The 18,928-nt window shown below is 63.2% G+C and carries 15 protein-coding genes, 1 tRNA gene and 2 pseudogenes; 8 read left to right on the top strand and 10 right to left on the bottom strand.

The genetic code is table 11. The features are described from left to right. Nucleotides 1-25 precede the first annotated feature (25 nt). The 3 genes from NKL04_RS26710 to NKL04_RS26700 all read right to left on the bottom strand — a co-directional run bounded on the left by NKL04_RS26710 (nt 26) and on the right by NKL04_RS26700 (nt 3,280). Entirely contained in the window at nt 26-850 is an 825-nt protein-coding gene (locus NKL04_RS26710; RefSeq protein ID WP_023668609.1) for a carbohydrate ABC transporter permease, read from the bottom strand. Then, nucleotides 847-1,716: a carbohydrate ABC transporter permease gene (locus NKL04_RS26705; RefSeq protein WP_023681441.1), complete on the bottom strand. Its 870-nt coding sequence runs from the start codon at nt 1,714-1,716 to the stop codon at nt 847-849. The genes NKL04_RS26710 and NKL04_RS26705 overlap by 4 nt, the downstream gene beginning before the upstream one ends. Nucleotides 1,717-2,047: 331 nt before the next feature. Continuing rightward, on the bottom strand, nt 2,048-3,280 hold the full coding sequence (locus NKL04_RS26700; protein ID WP_023700182.1) for an ABC transporter substrate-binding protein: 1,233 nt from the start codon (nt 3,278-3,280) through the stop codon (nt 2,048-2,050). 178 nt (nt 3,281-3,458) lie between these two features. On the opposite strand from NKL04_RS26700, the gene NKL04_RS26695 reads away from it, so the two are divergent. From NKL04_RS26695 to NKL04_RS26685, 3 genes are read left to right on the top strand one after another with little or no spacing between them, the layout of a single operon-like run. Next, nucleotides 3,459-4,229 carry an SDR family oxidoreductase gene (locus tag NKL04_RS26695; protein ID WP_023688835.1) on the top strand — a complete coding sequence of 257 codons (771 nt, stop codon included), beginning with the start codon at nt 3,459-3,461 and terminating at the stop codon, nt 4,227-4,229. Between the two features lie 2 nt (nt 4,230-4,231). Then, nucleotides 4,232-5,299, top strand: coding sequence for an ABC transporter ATP-binding protein (locus tag NKL04_RS26690; protein WP_023698734.1), 1,068 nt, complete (start codon nt 4,232-4,234; stop codon nt 5,297-5,299). A 48-nt stretch (nt 5,300-5,347) separates the two neighbouring features. Continuing rightward, a complete protein-coding gene (locus NKL04_RS26685) occupies nt 5,348-6,229 on the top strand; it encodes a MurR/RpiR family transcriptional regulator (protein WP_023681445.1) in 882 nt (293 codons plus the stop codon). A gap of 117 nt (nt 6,230-6,346) precedes the next feature. On the opposite strand, the gene NKL04_RS26680 is transcribed toward NKL04_RS26685, so the two are convergent. Continuing rightward, complete coding sequence (locus NKL04_RS26680) at nt 6,347-6,658, bottom strand: DUF167 family protein (protein WP_023700181.1); 312 nt, start codon at nt 6,656-6,658, stop codon at nt 6,347-6,349. Nucleotides 6,659-6,671: 13 nt separating this feature from the next. Beyond that, nucleotides 6,672-6,962 carry a YggT family protein gene (locus NKL04_RS26675; protein WP_023668602.1) on the bottom strand — a complete coding sequence of 97 codons (291 nt, stop codon included), beginning with the start codon at nt 6,960-6,962 and terminating at the stop codon, nt 6,672-6,674. 148 nt (nt 6,963-7,110) lie between these two features. Here NKL04_RS26675 and NKL04_RS26670 point away from each other — a divergent pair. After that, nucleotides 7,111-7,186: transfer RNA gene (locus NKL04_RS26670), tRNA-Ala, on the top strand. A gap of 47 nt (nt 7,187-7,233) precedes the next feature. On the opposite strand, the gene NKL04_RS26665 is transcribed toward NKL04_RS26670, so the two are convergent. After that, complete coding sequence (locus NKL04_RS26665; protein WP_084568493.1) at nt 7,234-9,195, bottom strand: acyltransferase family protein; 1,962 nt, start codon at nt 9,193-9,195, stop codon at nt 7,234-7,236. A 103-nt stretch (nt 9,196-9,298) separates the two neighbouring features. Beyond that, nucleotides 9,299-9,906 (bottom strand): annotated as a pseudogene (locus NKL04_RS26660) (TetR/AcrR family transcriptional regulator). Nucleotides 9,907-10,013: 107 nt separating this feature from the next. Here NKL04_RS26660 and NKL04_RS26655 point away from each other — a divergent pair. The 4 genes and pseudogenes from NKL04_RS26655 (at nt 10,014) to NKL04_RS26640 (ending at nt 14,614) form a co-directional block, all read left to right on the top strand. Next, nucleotides 10,014-10,700 carry a PspA/IM30 family protein gene (locus NKL04_RS26655; RefSeq protein WP_023700179.1) on the top strand — a complete coding sequence of 229 codons (687 nt, stop codon included), beginning with the start codon at nt 10,014-10,016 and terminating at the stop codon, nt 10,698-10,700. Between the two features lie 110 nt (nt 10,701-10,810). Next, nucleotides 10,811-10,906 (top strand): annotated as a pseudogene (locus NKL04_RS26650) (hypothetical protein); the annotation flags it as partial. Nucleotides 10,907-10,962: 56 nt separating this feature from the next. Next, the gene (locus tag NKL04_RS26645) at nt 10,963-11,097 is read left to right on the top strand and encodes a hypothetical protein (RefSeq protein WP_352724942.1); all 135 of its coding nucleotides are present in this window, start codon (nt 10,963-10,965) and stop codon (nt 11,095-11,097) included. A gap of 91 nt (nt 11,098-11,188) precedes the next feature. Next, nucleotides 11,189-14,614 carry an acyl-[ACP]--phospholipid O-acyltransferase gene (locus NKL04_RS26640; RefSeq protein WP_023700178.1) on the top strand — a complete coding sequence of 1,142 codons (3,426 nt, stop codon included), beginning with the start codon at nt 11,189-11,191 and terminating at the stop codon, nt 14,612-14,614. 47 nt (nt 14,615-14,661) lie between these two features. Here the strand turns inward: NKL04_RS26640 and NKL04_RS26635 are convergent, their stop codons facing one another. The 3 genes from NKL04_RS26635 to NKL04_RS26625 form a co-directional block, all read right to left on the bottom strand. Continuing rightward, nucleotides 14,662-15,876 (bottom strand): hypothetical protein, encoded by a 1,215-nt coding sequence (locus NKL04_RS26635; RefSeq protein WP_023668596.1) that lies wholly within the window; start codon nt 15,874-15,876, stop codon nt 14,662-14,664. Nucleotides 15,877-15,928: 52 nt separating this feature from the next. Beyond that, the gene (locus tag NKL04_RS26630; protein ID WP_031209168.1) at nt 15,929-16,879 is read right to left on the bottom strand and encodes a hypothetical protein; all 951 of its coding nucleotides are present in this window, start codon (nt 16,877-16,879) and stop codon (nt 15,929-15,931) included. A 128-nt stretch (nt 16,880-17,007) separates the two neighbouring features. Continuing rightward, nucleotides 17,008-18,789 carry an ABC transporter ATP-binding protein gene (locus NKL04_RS26625; RefSeq protein ID WP_023698727.1) on the bottom strand — a complete coding sequence of 594 codons (1,782 nt, stop codon included), beginning with the start codon at nt 18,787-18,789 and terminating at the stop codon, nt 17,008-17,010. Nucleotides 18,790-18,928 lie beyond the last annotated feature (139 nt).

The raw sequence follows: 18,928 nt of genomic DNA, 5'->3' as shown, positions 1-18,928 counted from the left end.
GAAAGCTCCGTTGTGAATGGCGCCGTTATTTGACCGCCCCGAGCGCCAGCCCGCGGACGAGATAGCGCTGCAGCCAGATGAACAGGATTGCCACCGGCAGCGTCGCCAGCAGCGTCGCCGCCATTACATGGTGCCATTCGATCGTGTAGCGGCCGGCGACCAGCGAGAACACCTGGATAGGCAGCGTGTAACTTTCCTGGCTGCGCAGCATTGTGAGCGCAACGACGAACTCATTCCATGCGTTGATGAAGGTGAAGATGGCGGTCACCGCTATTGCCGGCAGGCAAAGCGGCAGAAACACTTTTCGCAAGGTCAGCCATCGGCCGGCGCCTTCCATCCACGCTGCTTCCTCGAGATCGCGCGGGATGGTGTCGAAATAGCTTTGCAGCATCCACACGGTGAAGGCGACGTTGAAAGCCATGTAGATGACGCCGAGCGCGGTCGTGGATTCGATCAGACCCCAGGCCGCCATCAGCCGGAACAGGCCGAGCACCAGCACGATCGGCGAGATCATCTGCGAGATCAGCAGGAACTGGCGGAAGGCGCCATAGCCGGCAAAGCGAAACCGCGACATGGCATAGGCGGCCGGCACCGAGATCAGGATGGCGCCGACGGTGGCGATAACAGAGACATAGAGCGAATTGGCCAGCGCCTGGCCAAAGCCGGTCGCCACCCACATGTCGGCAAAATTCGACCAGTGGAATTCGCTTGGCCACCAGGTCGGCGACAGCACCTCCTGCCGCGGCTTGACCGCGGTCAAAAACATTACCGCGAAGGGGAAGATCGTCACCACGAGCAGCGGCGAAAGCAGCAGCCAGGCGATGATCGTACGCTTCAGCTTGGGCGTCATGTGCGCTGCTCCCGCATGGCAAGCCGCACATAGATCATGGTGAAGATCAAAAGGATGGCGAACATCAGCAGCGACACCGCCGATGCTTCGCCCAGCTTGCCGATGCGGAAGGCCAGCTTGTAGAGATGGGTGACCAATATGTCGGTCGAGTTGGCCGGCCCGCCCTGCGTCATCACCCAGATGATCGGGAAGGAATTGAAGACGTAGATGGTGTTGAGCACGATGGCGATGTTGATGAACGGCTTCAGCAGCGGAAAGGTGATCTCGCGGAACTGCTGCAGCGGCGTCGCCCCCTCCAGGGCCGCCGCCTCGTAGAGGTCGTCGGGGATCGACGACAGGCCGCCGAGGAAGATGGTCGTGGTGAACGGTACCGTCACCAATATGCCAATCAGCACCTGCATCGGGAATGCCGTCTCGGCGCGCGCCAGCCACTGGATGTTTTCATGGATCAGGCCGAGCCCGATCAGCGCCGAGTTCAGCATGCCGCTTTCACCGTTGAGCGCCCAGCGCCAGACCACCGCCGTCATCGTCAGCGACACCGCCCAGGGCAGCATGATGATGACGCGGGCAATGCCGCGGCCGTAGAAATCGGTGTTGAGGATCATCGCCACCGGCACCGACAACAGCAGCGCGCCGCCGACCACCAGCAACGTCCACAGGCCGGTGCGCCAGAGTGCCGCCAGGAAATCGGGATCGGCGAGGAAGGCTGAATAATTGGCGAAATCGTTGAAGTCGCGTAGCTGGCCGAAGCGGCTGACGTCATGCGTCGAGATCTGGATCAGGTCCCAGACCGGCCAGAAGATGACGACCGCCGCCAGCAACAGGCTGGGCAAGGTCAGCAGATAGGGCAAGAAGCGATTTTGCATCGGCCGGTTTTGTACCGTGGTTCTGTGGCGCTGGCACGCCAGCTCGGATCAATCTTGCATATCGGTCTTTAGCAGCGCTTCAGAAGAATGCCTTTCCTCTCCCCCGTCGATCAGGGGAGAGGTGTCGAGCGAAGCTCGGGGGGTCGACCCTTGGGGCGCAAGGCGAGGTGATGTTTGCCCCTATTGCCCTTCCTATGTCCGTTCGCGGCGGTTGCCAGGTGGTTCCCCCACTCCGTCTCGGCTTCGCCGAGCCACCTCTCCCCCTCCGGAGGGAGAGGAAAGTGTGGCGCGCCCCGATCTCAGGGGCGCGCCGGGCGCAGGGAGATACGCCCTATTTCTTGATCACGGCGTTGGCCTTGGCAGCCGCTTCCTTCAAGCCTGCCTCGGGGTCGCCGCCGAGATAGATCTTCTGCATGGCATCCGAGGTGATCTGGGCGACTTCTTCCCAGCCGGGGATGACCGGCGCAAAGCGGGCGTCGGGCAGCAGCGCGGTGAACGCTGCCAGATCGGCATTGTTGACGTAATAGTCCATCTTGGCCTCTTCCTTGTTCACCGGCAGGAAGCCTTCCCCTTGCGTGAACTTGGCGCGCTGTTCGGTGGTGAACAGGAAGTCGAGCAGCTTCCAGGCCCCATCCTTGTTCTTGGAATTCTTGAACATGATGATGGAATCGGTGACGCCGTACGTGCCGCGCGCGCCGGTCGGTCCGGCGGGGATAGCGGCCACGCCGTATTTCAGGTTCGGCGCCTCGTCCTTGATCTGGTTGGACAGGAAGGGCGCGGTGATCATCATGCCGACCTTGCCCTGCTTGAACAGGTTCTGGACGTCCTCGCGGTTGTTGGAGGTGACGCCGGGTTCCGTCAGGCCTTCGTCGATCATCGACTTGTAGAGCTTGGCGGCTTCGAGCGCGCCCGGCGTGCCGAGGCCCGACGTGCCATCCTTGTTGAGAATCTCGGTGCCTTGCGACCACATCGCATAATAATAATAGACGTCGGTCTCGATCTCCTTGCCCTGCAGGCCGAAGCCGAACGTGCCGGTGCCCAGTGCCTTGATCTTGCGCGCATCCTCCTGCAACTCGGTCCAGGTTGCCGGCGGGTTGGCGATTCCGGCCTTCTCGAACAATTCCTTGTTGTAGTACATGGCGCGCGCCGAGGCCGCGATCGGCAGGCCATAGGTCTTGCCCTCCATGATCGACGGCGACAGGAAGGTGTCGATGAAGCGGTCCTTGAAGTCTGGCTTGATGTAGGCGTCGAGCGGCTCGGCGACATCCTGCTGGACGAAATCGATCAGCCAGCGGGTGCCGATGATCGACAGGTCGGCATTGGTACCGGCCGTGATGTCGGTGGTCAGCTTCTGCAGCAGCACGTCCCACGGCACAACTTCGAACTTGACGGTGATACCCGGGTTGGCTGCCTCGAATTCCTTTTTCACCGCTTCGAAATACGGGCCGGTCTTGGCGCTGTATTCGGCGACGGTTACGCGCACCTCGCCGGCATCTGCCTGCGCGGCCAGGGCGAGCAGGCTCATTCCGGCCATCACGCCGACAGTCCATTTTGCAAGCTTCATTCGATCTCTCCCATTTGATTGCGTCTGCACTCTTGCGGCTTTGAGGCGGCCGCGGCTTTATGTGACTTTCCTACATTATCCATGATTTCGCGCTGTGCAAGCGGATTATCCTGTTGCTTAATTACATTTCTTAAAATAGCGTTTTCCGATTATCGTAGATCCCAGGGAGGCGCGCAGCGTGGTTTCAACGGCCGAATTCGCAGGCAAGACCGTGCTGGTGACCGGCGCCGGCGGCGGGCTCGGCTCGGCTATTGTGGCGCTGCTGGCCGAACGAGGCGCGCGCGTCGTCGGCTGCGACCAGTCGCAAGACCAGCTCGGCAGTCCGCATCTGGCGTCGCGCCACGTCTTCGACCTTCTCGACCGGATCTCCACCGATGCCGCGATCACGGCGATCCTCGAGAAAGACGGCGTGCCCGACATCCTGATCAACAATGCCGGCTGGACGCGCGCCGAGACTCTTGCAGCGCTGACCCCCGACAAGATCACGCATGAACTCGACCTCAATCTGACCGGGGTGATGCTGTTCGCCGATCCGCTGATCAAGGCAATGGCCGCGCGCGGTTCGGGCAGCGTCGTCTTCATCTCTTCCGTCAACGCCATCGCCCACTTCGGCAACCCGGCCTATGCCGCGGCCAAGGCCGGCATCAATGCCTATGCCAAAGCGGTCGCTGTGGAACTCGGCCGCAACGGGCTGCGCGCCAATGTCGTCTGCCCCGGCTCGATCCGCACCGCCGCATGGGACCATCGGCTGGCCAAGAACCCGGATGTTCTCGGCAAGCTCAAGCGGCTCTATCCGCTCGGCCGCATCGTCGACGCCACGGAAGTGGCCGAAGCGGTGGCCTTCCTTGTTTCGGATCGCGCATCGGGGATAACCGGCGCGGTGGTGCCGGTCGACGCCGGACTGACCGCCGGCTTCCTGCCCTTCATCGACGACATATTGGGAGCCTGACCATGACCGATGTCGAGTTCCGCGACCTGTCGAAATCCTTCGGACGCCACAAGATCCTCGAAAACATCAGCCTCGACATCAAGAGCGGCGAGTTCGTCGTGCTGGTCGGCCCTTCCGGCTGCGGCAAGTCGACCTTGCTGCGCATGCTGGCCGGGCTGGAGCCGATCACCGCAGGCGACCTCTTGATCGGCGGCGTGCGCGCCAACGATTTGCCGCCACAGCAGCGTAACATCGCGATGGTCTTCCAGTCCTATGCGCTGTTTCCGCACCTGAAAGCGGCCGACAACATCGGCTTTGGCCCAAAGATCCGCGGCGAAAGCCGCACGGCAATCGACGCCAAGGTGAAAAAGGCCTCTGGCGTCCTCAACCTGTTCTCCTATCTCGACCGCTATCCCCGGGAACTGTCGGGCGGCCAGCGCCAGCGCGTCGCAATGGGCCGCGCCATCGTGCGCGAACCCTCGGTGTTCCTGTTCGACGAGCCGCTCAGCAATCTCGACGCGCAACTGCGCGTGCAGATGCGCACCGAGATCAAGGCGCTGCACCAGCGGCTGAAATCGACCATCGTCTATGTCACCCACGACCAGATCGAGGCCATGACCATGGCCGACCGCATCGTGGTGATGGACCGCGGCAAGATCCAGCAGGTCGGCGCACCGCTGGAACTCTACGACCGTCCCGCCAACAAATTCGTCGCCTCCTTCATCGGCTCGCCGTCGATGAGTTTTGTCTCCGGCGCCCTGAAGACGACGCCCGAGAAAAGCTGGTTCGAATCGGCCGGCGGAGGGCGACTGGCGCTCGGCAGCAAGACGGTGCCGGCTGGCAGCACGGTCGAGGCCGGCATACGGCCCGAACACTTCGTCATCGGCGAGGCTGTCGACGCGATGGCGATCAAGGTCGATGTCGTCGAGCCGACCGGCTCGGAAACCCATGTCTATGGTGCGATCGGTGCCGACACGGTGCGCGCCGTGTTCCGCGACCGGATCCAGGTCAAGCCGGGTGAACTGCTGCCGGTCTCGGTAGCGCCGGGCAACATCCATCTGTTCGACACGGCGACAGGCCTGCCGCTATGAGCGCCGGCATGAAAACGAAAATACCACGATGAAGACGACAACCCAGAAATGAAAACGCCGGCCGACATCATCACGCGCCTGCAGCTGATGTCGCAGGACGGCACCAAATCGGACCGCCGCCTGGCCGGTCTCGTGCTCACAGATCTCGACTTTGCCTCCAAGGCGGCAATCTCGGAAATTGCCGCGCGCGTCGGCGTCAGCGAGCCGACGGTCACCCGTTTCTGCCGCAATCTCGGCTGCGAGGGTCTGCGCGATTTCAAATTCTACCTGGCGCAGGCGATCGCCATTGGCGGCCAGTATCTGTCGCCCGAACCGCTGAACCGCGACGCGCGCGAGCAGCGCATTGCGTCGGCCATCACCGAAGCGGCAATCGCCGCCATCCAGCGCGCCAGCGAAAACCTCGACATGAAGACGCTGGTGGGCGTGGCCGCGCGCATCGTCAGTTCGGGCAATGTGCTGTGCATCGGCTCCGGCGGCATTTCCTCGATGATGGCGACCGAGATGCAGAACCGGCTGTTTCGGCTCGGCGTGCCGGTGCTGGCGCAGATCGACGGGCAATTGCAGCGCATGTATGCCGCGGTCGCCACATCGGAGACGACGCTGATCGCGTTCTCGGTGTCCGGCTATGCGCGATCGGTGATCGACGCCGTTCAGGTGGCCCAGCAATATGGCGCCACCACCATCGCCGTAACCCCGCCGGAATCAGCGCTCGCCAAGGCCGCCGATACCGTCATCCAGTTCCAGTCGCTGGAGGACGGCAACATCTACAAGCCGACCTCGTCGCGCTATGCTCTGCTGTCGATCGTCGACATGATCGTCACCTCCGTGGCCGAGACGCGCGGACCCAGGGTTCTCGAAAACCTGCGCCGCATCAAGCAGAGCGTGAACACGCTGAAGGTCGACGATCCGAAGCTGCCGCTGGGGGACTGAGAGTGGGGCGGAAGCTGCCAATCTCCCCCCTCGTGGGGGAGATGTCCGGCAGGACAGAGGGGGGCGCTGTTCCGCCGACAGATCAAGGGGCTGCATGCCGCAACGCTGGATCTTCGATCAGCCGCTGAGCGCCCCGATACGCTGCGCCAGCACCGCCGGATCACCCCCGACACGCACCGTCTTCAGCCGCGCCGTGCCGCCTGCAACGACCGACACGACCGATGCCGGAACGCCCAGCGCCTTGGCCACCAGCGGTTCCAGCGCCGCATTGGCCGCGCCATTCTCCGGCACGGCGCGCACGCGCGCCTTCAAATGGCTGCGCCCGTCGGCCGATACCTCGGCGCCTTCGAGCCTGTCCACCGAAGACTTCGGCGTCAGCCGGATAAACAGGTCGATGCCGTCAGCGCGCAAGCGGAATGGCGCGCTCATGCCATCGTCAGGTTCACAGGACCAGCGGCGCTATCGTGGTGAGAATGAGCTGCCTGAGAAAGAACAGGAGCAGAAGCAGGATGATCGGCGAAATATCGACGCCGCCGAGGTCGGGCATGAACCGACGGATCGGCCGCAGCGCCGGCTCGGTCAGCCGGTAGAGCATGTTGCCGATGCTGCCGACAAACTGATTGCGCGAGTTGACGACGTTGAACGCATAGAGCCAGGAAAAGATCGCCGAGGCGATGATGACCCACCAGTACAGGTCCAGCGCCATGACGATTGTTTGAATGAGGGCTAGCATGCCGGTCTCCGATTGTTGCCGACATGTAGCCATTGCGCGCGAAACCGGCAAGGGCCGGTCGCCTGCAAGCACCGGGCACAAGGGATTTCCGCAAAACCCCGCCTTGACAGGAAACCGCAGCCTTCGATAAATGCGCCATCCGCTGGACGGGGCTGTAGCTCAGCTGGGAGAGCGCGTCGTTCGCAATGACGAGGTCAGGAGTTCGATCCTCCTCAGCTCCACCAGCGGAATTTTCCTGCCTGTCGACACATCTAAGTTCCGAGACGTCTCGTCAAAGCCCCGCCTTCGCTGCGAGATAGGGCGCCAGGGCAAGCGAGTAGCTGGCGGTCAGATGATGACTGTCCCGCCAGACGATGATGTTGCCGACAACTGCCGGGCATAGTTGCGGCCCGCAAATGGCATCGAGCATATCGATGGCGCGCACATTTTTCTGTCCTTCCGCGGCCAGCGCCAACACGTTGCTCCGCTCAATATCGCTCAGTTTGGTGACGCATTTCGTTGGGGTCGAACTCAGGCATTCGCCCGGGTCGAATTTCATATAGGGCGTGTTGCGGATGGCAACGATTTGCGAGCCGGCGTCCGTCAGCCCGCCCCAGAGACTTCGCAGCCCCTCGATCATCACGTCTTGCTGAACCGCTCCGTAATTGGACTGGCTGGTGAAGATCAGATCCGGTTTCAGCTTTAGGATCTCGGCCAGCACCTTTTCGTGCCACTGCGCGCATAAGACGTTGGGTTTGCCATCCGCCGTGATGGCCACGCGGGTGAATGGGCAGGCGGATTTTGTAAAGGTAACCAGTTTGAAGTTGCGGTCCTTTGCGATCTTGTCCAGTGCCGGCACCCACTGGGCTGCATGAGAATCTCCCACCAGAACCATTGTTTTCGCACCCGTGGGATCGCCTAGAGAGCATCGTTTGGGCTCCGAGCTTTCCTCCTGGTGGCACTTCCTTGCATACACGACCGGCACGTCCCGCCTCAGCCGGGCCAGCGGCGGCAGAAGGTTCACACCGTCCGGGACCACGGCGCCGGAGACGAGAGCGGCGGGCCCAGGGTAGGAAGGCGTGCCGATCAGCGCGGTGTCGATGCGTTCGGTCTTCAGAAAGAGCAGCAGGCTGCCGGATGCGGCCACGCATGTGAGAACCGCCGCGGTGCCGTATCCCAGCGGCTTCCACCAGGCGCCGCCCCGAGCTTGCCGGTAGCGCTGCTCAACATATCGATAGGACAGATCCGATAGAAGCAGGGTCGCCGCAATCAGGCCGAAACCGCCGGCAAGGGTCAGCGAATGACCCTGCGCCTGGGAGATGGTGATCAGCGGCCAATGCCATAGATAGACCGAGTAGGAGCGATCGCCGATGAAACGAAGTGGCAACGAATCGAGCCCACGAAACCGGCCGACTTCAACCTCGCCAGCCAGGATGACCAGCACTGTGGCCAAGGTCGGCAACAACGCACTGACGCCGGGAAATGGAGTTGCAGCGGAAAACAGCAAGGCGGACGCAACGATGCCCAGGATGCCGGCGATCGCCAGCCACTGTCTAGTGAGTGCCGCCAGTCGAAACTGGTGTTCGGTCAGCACCAGCAGGCCGCCCAACGCCAATTCCCACAGGCGTGTATGGCTGACGAAATAGGCCTGTGCCGAATCCGTTTTCGTCAGGATGACCGAGGCGGCCAGCGATGCCAGGAAAACGAGCGACAATGTCGTCGCCAAGCATCGTCGCAAGGAGAGATGCCATCGCCGCGCCAGCCAGATCACGCCGATCATGAGCACCGGCCAGACGATGTAGAACTGCTCTTCTATGGAAAGCGACCAGTAATGCTGCACCGGCGTCGGCAGATTGTCGGCGTCGAGATAGCTGACTGCCTCGTGGGCCAGACGCCAGTTCTCGACATAGAGCGCGCTGGCCAGGATCTGGTTGGCCGTTTCCTCCCAGCGCGCCTTGGAAATGAACAGCAGCGTACCGAGCAGCGTCACCAATAGAACCAGGATCGCTGCTGGCAGGAGCCGGCGGATTCGTCGCGAATAGAATTCGATCAGCGAGACGCGACCGTCGCGCAGCGCCATCTGCGCCAGCAGCCCGGTGATCAGATAGCCAGAGATGACGAAAAAGACGTCGACGCCGATATATCCGCCGGGAAGAGCATGGGGCCACAGGTGAAAGACGACGACCAGAGCGACGGCCAGTCCGCGCAACCCTTGTATTTCGGGTCGAAACCGACGGTTCTGATCGATTGTCACCGGGTATCCCCCAACAGTCTCAGCCGGCCTGGATCAACCGGCAGTTCGCGCCACGATCTTCATAAGGGCAGAGTGCCGTGAGGCAAGAGCCGATCGCAGCAGTTCATTCCCTTTCCGTCTCCAGTCCGCTCACCAGCGTGCCGACGAAACCCAGCAGCTCACTTTCGAGATCGGTGGACGCCAGGCCAATGAAACGGTCTTCGAGCGAGATGGCGACGATCCATGCACGGCGGAGAACAGCGTGCGCGCGCGGGCCAAAAGCTCCGGCGTTGCCGCCGCCGGGAGCAGCGCCGCCAGCGGCTCGACGAGATGCTGGATCAGCACGGCATGTTCGGCCAGATGCCATCCGGGCACCGCCACGCCTGGCGCCATGCGATGCTCGAACAGCGCCTTCCACGCCATGCGATTGTCGCGCGCGAAAGAGAGATAGGCTTTGGCCAGAGCCCTCAGCTTGGCCCTTGGCTCGGCCGCGCCGGTCGCCTCCTGTTCCAACGCCGCCCCAAGTCTTGCCAGCGTGATCGAGTTGACGTGCAGGATGAGCTCGTCCAGGTCGGCGAAGGCGGTGTAGAGCGCGCCCAGCGCGCAGCCGGCATCGGCCGTGATGTCGCGCGCACGCAGACCGGCGAGCCCCGAGGACTGGATGCGCGCTTGCGCGGCCTCGATCAGCCTGCCTTTGAGGTCCTCGCGTTTGGCGTCCCGTTTTGCGGTCATTAACCTTCTCTTATGCGCAATCATGAACACCGTTCATTTTCTCCTTGAACGCCGTTCACAATGTGCTACTTTGCCTCATGAACAACGTTCATAGAGGAGAAACGGAAATGTTGAAACAGTTTTTTGCTCTCGTTCGCGGCCGAAGCTACGAAGCCGCCGAGGCGGTCGTCGACCGCAACGCGCTGATAATCCTGCGCCAGCAGATCCGCGATTGCGCCGACGCTATCGCGGCCGCCCGCCGGGCGGTTGCAATTGCCATCGCCCAGAATGAACAGGAAGTCGCGCAGTTCAAGAAGCTTGTCCTCCGCATCGACGATTTGGAGAAGCGCACGATCGCCGCGATCGAGCAGGGACAGAATGAACTGGCCCGCGAAGCCGCCGAAACCATCGCCATGCTGGAAGCCGAACGCGACGCCTCCGCCGAGGCGCAGAAAAGCTTCGGCACCGAGATAGAGCGTCTCAAGCGGATTATCCGCGTCTCCGAAATGCGCCTGCGCGAATTGCAGCGCGGCCAGCGCATCGTTGCCGCGGTCGACTCGACCCAGCGCCTGCGAGAAAGCGCGCCCGGCTCCAGCCTGTCGGCGCTCAGGGACGCCGAGGAGACGCTGCTGCGCCTGCGCACCAGGCAAAAGCAGATCGACGACACCGCGGCCGCCATGACCGAGATGGAACAGTCGGGCGATCCTGCCGCGGTCTCAGAGAAGCTTGCGGCCGCCGGCTGCGGTGCGCCGCTGAGAAGCAGCGCCGACGCCGTGCTCGAACGGCTCACGAAGACCATGACCAAGCCGGCCTGATCGTACCCGGCCTGATTGTTATCCAGTCTGATTGTATCCGGCCTGATTGTATCCAGCCTGAAACAGACCCACGCCAACCAACCTGACCTTGAAACGAAAGGACCATATCGATGACCCCGAACACCTATTCCCCCAAGGACTCAAGCGCCTGGAAGACCTTCACCATGGCCAGTTTCGCCGTTGCCGCCACAATGATGGCCGGCGGCATCTACTTCATGGAGGCGAGCTTCGCCGCCAAGGGGTTTTATGCCATGGCGCCATCATGCTCGTGCACACCTCGATCACCATCACCAAGACACTGCGCGACTCGGAAGAGGCAAGCCGCTTCATCAACCGGCTGGAAGACGCCAAGACCGAGAAGTTGCTGATGGAAGTCAGCCGCAGTAACGAAGTGTAACCGGGTTCCCGCTAAACAAGGCTCAACGCGCAAGACCGCTGATCAATCCAGTCAGGATTTTCACCGGTCTTGCCCAATGGAAGTCGCCGCTATGGAAATCGCCCCGATCAACCGACCGACAGCTCATCTGATGACATCCAGGCGCTTTGCGCCCTTGTTCTGGACGCAGTTCCTGTCCGCCTTCAACGATAATTTCCTCAAGAACACGCTGGTGTTCCTTATTCTGTTCACGCTGGCGGCGGACCAGGCGGCATCACTGGTCACCTTGGCGGGCGCCGTCTTCATGGCTCCCTTCCTGCTCTTGTCGGCGCTCGGCGGCGAGCTCGCCGACCGCTTCGACAAGGCTCTCATAGCCAAGCGTCTGAAATTCGCCGAGATCGCCGCGGCGGGTGTCTCCGTCGTCGGCATCGCCCTGTCGTCCATTCCCGTGCTGATGACGGCGCTGTTGATGTTCGGCATCATCTCGGCGCTGTTCGGACCGATCAAATACGGAATCCTGCCCGATCACCTCGAACGCAAGGAACTGCCCAAGGCCAACGCCTGGATCGAGTCAGCCACGTTTGCCGCGATTCTCGGCGGCACCATAGCTGGCGGCGTCGTTTCCGCCGATGGTATCGGCGTCGCGGTGTTCGGACCGATCATGATGGCGCTCGCCGTCGGTTGCTGGCTCGTCAGCCGCTATATCCCGTCCACCGGTTCGGCGGCGCCCGACCTTGTCATCGACAAGAACATCTTCCGCTCGACCTGGCGCCAGGTCGCCGAATTGCGCACCGACACGCGCATCTGGCGCGCCGGCCTGATGACGTCGTGGTTCTGGCTGATCGGCGCCATCGTGCTCTCGCTCCTGCCGGTCCTGATCAAGGATTCGCTCGGCGGCAACGAAATGGCCGTCACCGTCTACCTCGCCGTGTTCGCCGTCTCGATCGCCATCGGTTCGGCCATCGCCGCCTGGATGTCGCAGGGCCGCATCGTGCTGTTGCCGGCACCGGTCGGCACGGCGCTGCTCGCCCTGTTCGGCCTGCATCTCGCCTGGACCATCTCCGGCATGACGCCGTCGCCCCAGGCGGAAACCCTTGGCGCATTCTTCGCCGGCCCAAACACGATCCGCGTCGCCATCGACCTCGCCGGCATGGCCATTTCAGCCGCTTTCCTGGTGGTGCCGACCTTCGCCGCCGTGCAGGCCTGGTCGCCCGAAGCGCGGCGCGCCCGGGTCGTCGCCGCCGTCAGTATCGTCAATGCCGGTTTCATGACTGGCGGCGGCATCATCATGGCCCTGATCCAGACGAAGGTCTCGACCGGCGGCATCCTGTTCGGCCTCGTCGCGGCCAATGCGATTGCCGCCTGGCTGATGCTGAAATATTTGCCGACGAACCCCTTCCGTGACTTCGTCTCCATCCTGTTCCGCGCTTTCCTGCGCCTCGAAGTCGAGGGCATGGAAAACCTCAAGGCGGCCGGCAAGGCGCCGATCCTGGCGCTCAACCATGTCAGCTTCCTCGACGGTCCGCTCGCCTTGACGCTGACCGATGAGGAACCGGTCTTCGCCATCGACTACACCATTGCCCAGGCTTGGTGGATGAAGCCGTTCATGAAACTTGCCCGCGCCTTGCCGCTCAACCCGGCCAAGCCGATGTCGACCCGCACGCTGATCAAGATCGTGCAGGGCGGCGACCCGCTGGTGATCTTCCCGGAGGGACGCATCACCGTGACCGGCGGCCTGATGAAAGTCTATGACGGCGCCGCCATGGTTGCCGACAAGACCGGCTCGATGGTTGTGCCGGTGCGCATCGACGGGCTGGAGAAGACCTACTTCTCGCGGCTGAGCTCGCAGCATGTGCGCCGCCGCCTGTTCCCGAAGGTCAAGGTGACTATTCTGGAACCGGTCAAGCTCGAGGTGCCGCAGGAGCTGAAGGGCCGCAAGCGCCGCGCCGCGGCGGGTTCCGCGCTCTACCAGGTGATGTCGGATCTCGTTTTCCGCACCCAGGACATCGACAAGACCGTACTGGAAAAGATCATCGAGACGGCGAACGAACGCGGCATGAAACAGCTCGCAGTTCAGGATCCGGTCACCGGTTCTCTCAGCTACAGCAAGCTGCTCACGGCTGCCGCCGTGCTTGGTGAGAAGTTCCAGACCCTTTATGCCGACCAGCAGACGCTGGGCATCATGCTGCCCAACGCCAACGGCTCTTGCGCGACGCTGCTCGGCGTCATGTCCGCCGGCAAGGTTCCGGCGATGATGAACTTCACCGCAGGTGCTGCCAATATTCTGTCCGCCTGCAAGGCCGCCGAAGTCCGCACCGTGCTGACGTCCCGCGCGTTCGTCGAACAGGCAAAGCTCGGCGCTGTAGTCGAGGAACTCGGTCGCTCGGTCGACATCGTGTGGCTCGACGATCTCAGAAAGACCATCAGTCTCAAGGATAAGCTGCTCGGCTTGCTGCGCAAGTCGACGCCACGCGCGAAACGCAAGCCCGGCGATGCGGCGGTGATCCTGTTCACCTCGGGTTCGGAAGGCACGCCGAAGGGCGTCGTTCTGACCCACCGCAACATCCTGGCCAACGCCGCCCAGGCGGCGTCGCGTATCGACTTCCATTCGGGCGACAAGGTGTTCAACGTGCTGCCGATCTTCCACTCCTTCGGCATGACCGCGGGCACGGTGCTGCCGTTGATCTCCGGCGTGCCGGTCTATTTCTACCCCTCGCCGCTGCACTACCGCCTCGTGCCGGAACTGATCTACGGCTCGAACGCGACGATCATCTTCGGCACCGACACCTTCCTCTCCGGCTATGCCCGCACCGCGCACCCCTACGACTTCCGCTCGATACGCTATTGTTTTGCCGGCGCAGAGCCGGTCAAGACAGCGACGCGCATGACCTATATGGAGAAGTTCGGCCTACGCATCCTCGAGGGCTACGGCGTCACCGAGACGGCGCCGGTGATCTCCATCAACACGCCGATGTACAATCGCTCCGGAACCGTCGGCAAGATCATGCCCGGCATGGAATACCGCCTCGATCCGGTCCCCGGCGTCGACGAAGGCGGCCGGCTGTTCGTGCGCGGCCCCAATGTCATGGCCGGTTATCTCCGGGCCGAGAAGCCCGGCGTGCTCGAACCGCTGGAGGACGGCTGGCATGATACGGGCGACGTCGTCGCTATCGACGAAGGCGGCTTCATCACCATTCGCGGCCGCGCCAAGCGCTTCGCCAAGATCGGCGGCGAGATGATCTCGCTCGCCGCTGTCGAAGCGCTGGCCGGCGAATTGTGGAAGGGCTCGCTGTCGGCGGTCGCCACGGTGCCCGACGCGCGCAAGGGCGAAAAGCTGATCCTCATCACTGAGGCATCCGGCGCCACACGAGCGGAATTCCTCGCCTACGCCAAGGCCAACGGCGCCATGGACCTGATGGTCCCGGCCGAAGTGCGGGTGGTCTCAAAGGTACCGGTCCTTGGCTCCGGCAAGCTCGACTTCGCCGCCGTGACAAAAATGGTGCGCGACGAAGAGGCCTTGAAGACCAAGGCCGCCTGACCCGGCTACGGCAACGGGCCGACGCAAGAGCCGGCCCGTTCAGATGATCAACCCTTCGCATGCCGCTGCGAGATCAGCATCGCCATGCGCTGGACTGCCCGCAGCTCCATTTCCACGCCCGGCGACGATGCCAGCGCCGGCATGTTGAGCGCCACCACGGTCAACGGCTCGAGCGTCGCCAGCAGCACATGGGTCGCCTCAAATTTCTCGAACAGCCATGCCAGCTGCTCGCGTATATCCTGGTCGACTGGCGCCCCCGGCTGCGTATCGGCGAGCGAGCGCACGGGCTCCTGCTCCAGTGCACGGGCCAGCACCTTCAGGTCGAAGTCGCCGAGGTCCCCTGCCGGCAGGATCAGCGCGCCGTCGACAAGGATATGGCTCTGCAGGCCGCGCAGGAAGCGCGCCGAGTCGGTGAGATCACCCTCGGCCATGTGCTTCAGCAACGAGTCGCGGCGCTTCTCCGCGGTGAGGCTGACGCTGTCATTGTAGATGACTGCCAGCAGCGTCGCCGACAGCACGATCACCACGCCCTGCACACTGCCGCGCCAGCCGAGATCGTCGATGCCGCCCAGCGCCAGCCCGGCGAAAACCGAGCTCAGCGTAATCACGGTAAAGGCGCCGATCGTGTCGCGATGGCCGAGGCTGGCGCGTCCAAGGCCGATCGTCAGCCAGCACAGGAACAGGATGGCGATGCCGCCAAGCCGAACCGGCACTTCGAACAGGCCGGGCCGGTAGTCGGTGACCATGAACGGAATGATCAACAGCAGCGACAGCGCCATGCGCTCGACCGTGCGGTTTTCGGCCGCCGACAGGCTGTCGCGATCGCGCGTCATCACCAGCCAGCCGATGGCGAGAAAACCTCCGAACTGGAAGGCAAGTAGTACCGCCATTCGCCATGGTTCAGCGAAACGTGCCGGGATCGGCGCCAGAAGGAAGAACAGCAGGGCACCGCCGGCGGCGAACAATTTGAGAGCGAACGGCGCGTGCCGGCGCAGCAGGCCTTCGGTCAGCAGCAGTGCGGCCAGCGGCAGCAGACCCGCCGCCGTGATGGTGACGAACCGGAAAAAGGCAAGACCCGTGGTCCAGTCGAGGATGCGGCAGGCAAGCAGCACTGCCAGCACCTTGAGGCCGAATAGAAAGCGCCGCGACAGCGGATCGCCCGTGTCGCGCCCGCCTATGATCGATATCACGACAAGCAGGCCAACCAGCGCCGCTAGCGAGGTGATGGTGTCGGCGACGAGCGTGCCGTCGAGGTTCATCATCGGCCGGCTGCCATCAGCTTGCGGATAAACCGAGACGCCACGAATGAAGCCATCAGCGTGTCCATGGTCTCAGCACATTCCATTGGCGGGTGCTATCGGCCCAGTGAACCACCGGCAGCACCAGCCGCTGCAGCGTGGCGGCCGCGCCGGCCACGGCAAGTGCTGCAAGCGAGCGGCGCGGAACCGTGTCGGCGAGAAAGGTGCGCGCCGACTGGAAGCTCATCTGGCCGATCTGCAGCACATCGTCGCCGCGCCCGTAGTCGAGTTCCTTGCGGCAGAACTCGTTAAAGGTCTCCTCGCGGTGCTTGGCCGTCTCGTCGAAGGTTTTCTTCAGATCGTCCGAGCCGCCCGTATAGGCATTGGTGATGACGAAACGCTCTTCGTCGAAACCCGCTTCGGGGCCGACGCCGAAGACATGGCGGTGCCGCGCCATGATCTGCCGCGCCAGAAGCACATGGGTAAGCGAGCGGCGCGCGCCGGCATGCGGTCCTGGGAACACATTGCTGAACGCCTCCGCGACCATGCCGACGGCAGCGGGTACCTGGGTGACATTGGAAATCCAGATCGGCCGCAGTTGATTGCGCAAAAACATCAGGAAGCAGGTCAGGCCGTAGAGGATCCAGCTCAGCCCGCGGCTGCGCTCGTCGGGATCGATCATGACCAAACCGAGGTGCAAGACTTCATAGGGCTTGCCGGCGAGCGATATCTCCATCAGCGCCAGCGAGTTGAAGGCGATCGGCTGCCGGTCGCTGCGCCGGTAGACAATGGTGATGATGGAATGTTCCAGCCGGCTGCGGTCGCCGGAAAACACGCCATAGGTCAGGCTGCCGAACTTCAGCGTCTTGGACGCCACCAGCCGCAGATCGCTGCTCAGCTGCTCCAGTTCGGCAGCCTTCATCCAGCGCCCGGGCCGCTCCACGACGCGCGTCTCGTAGTCGGCGGATACGCGCATGCGCACATCCATGAACCGACCCGGCAGCAGCTGCAGAACCGCCTTGAGCACTATTTTTCCCCGTGGCAAGAACGCCGACCGTATAGTGGCCGCCGTCCACCTAAGACGCGGTAAACCCGAGACGGCAGTTCTTGGATGTACTCAACAAAGTAAAAGAACAGCTGCCAGCCAGTGCGGGCTCAGCTTTCCGCAGCAACCAGATGGCCGCCGCCGACATCGTTCAGCGCCAGCTTCAGCGGCGCCTCCCCGATCCTGCGGGTGGCGCTCGGGATTTCCTGGTCGAGGCGCGCGAAGCGCGTTCTGCGCTGCGCCGGATCGGGCACCGGCACGGCGTCGATCAGCCGCCTGGTGTAGGGATGGCGCGGGTTGGAAAACACCTGGTCGCGCGTGCCCATCTCGACGATCTGGCCGAGATACATGACGGCAACGCGGTCGGAAATGTTCTCGACCACCGCCATGTCGTGCGAGATGAAGAGATAGGCGACGCCGAATTCGCGCTGCAATTCCTTCAGCAAATCGAGCACACGCGCCTGCACCGAGACGTCGAGCGCGGAGACGCTTTCGTCAGCGATGATCAGTTTTGGTCGTAGCGCCAGCGCTCGGGCGATGCAGACGCGCTGGCGCTGGCCACCGGAGAATTCGTGCGGGTAAAGCTCCATCTGGTCGGCCGACAGGCCGACACGCTCGAACAGCGCCCCCACCCGTTCGCGGCGCTCGTCCTTGGAGGCGATGCCATGGATCACCAGCGGCTCGGCGACGAGCTCGCCGACGCGCATGCGCGGATCGAGCGAAGCGAAGGGATCCTGGAAAATCATCTGGACGTCACGGCGCACCGCCTTGCGCTCGTCGCGGCCAAGACCGGAGAGATTGCGCCCGCCAATGACGATGTCGCCGCTATACGGCGCCAGTCCGGCCAGCGCCTTGGCGGTCGTCGACTTGCCGCAGCCGGATTCGCCGACCAGAGCAAGCGTTTCGTTGGGCGCGATCGAGAAGCTGACGCCCTCGACGGCGTGGACGCGGCGGGTGACCCGGCCAAAGATGCCGCCACGCAGATCGAAGCGGACATGCAGGTCGTTGACCTCGGCGACATTGGCCGGTTTCAAGACGTCAATCGCATCCCTGGATTTCTGTCGACCGACACCACTGCCGATGCGCGGCACGGCAGCCAGCAGTTCGCGCGTATAGTCGGCCTGCGGGCGGGCAAAAATATCCGATGTCGTGCCTTCTTCGACCATGCGGCCGTCGCGCATGACGATGACCCGGTCGGCCATTTCGGCAACCACGCCCATATCGTGGGTGATCAGGATGACGCTGGTGCCATGCTGGCGCTGCAGGTCGCGCAACAGCTCCAGCACTTCGCCTTGCACGGTGACGTCGAGCGCCGTCGTCGGCTCATCGGCGATCAGCACGTCGGGCTCGAGCGCCAGCGCCATGGCGATCATCACCCGCTGGCGCATGCCGCCGGAGAGTTCGTGCGGAAACTGCTTTAGCCGGCTTTCCGCCTCCGAAATGCGCACCGCCTTCAACGCCTCGATCGCGCGCTGGCGGGCTTGCGCCGACGACAGGCTGGTATGCGCTTCGATGGATTCGGTCAGTTGCCGGCCGATCGACAGCACCGGATTGAGCGAGGTCATCGGCTCCTGGAAGATCATGGCGATGCGGTCGCCGCGAATGCGCCGCATCTGGCGTTCGTCGAGGGTTGCTAGGTCGGTGTCGCCCCGATTCCCATCCCGAAGACGGATCATGCCTGACGATATGCGCGCCGCCGGCTGCGGCAAAAGCTGCATGATCGCCAGCGCGGTCATCGACTTGCCGGAGCCGGATTCGCCGGCAATGCAAAGCGTCTCACCGCGCGCCAGCGTCAGCGACAGGTTGGAGACTACATTGCGCTCGCCGTCCTCGCCGCGCACGCTGACGGAGAGGTTGGCGATGGAGAGGACGGGGGTGTCGGCGAGGGTCATTGTGGGTGGAGCCCTGCGACGGATTGGTTCCGTCGCACCATTCGCACAAACCTTGGCGCTGCCCCCCACCCGGACGTCCGGTCCGACCTCCCCACAAGGGGGAGGTAGGGCGGCAGCGCTTTACCCTCCGCCTTGTGGG

The sequence above is a fragment of the Mesorhizobium sp. C264A genome, assembly GCF_040324515.1.
Taxonomy (GTDB): Bacteria; Pseudomonadota; Alphaproteobacteria; order Rhizobiales; family Rhizobiaceae; genus Mesorhizobium.
Note: the sequence above shows the minus strand (reverse complement) of the source record. Positions and strands in the feature narration are given on the sequence as shown.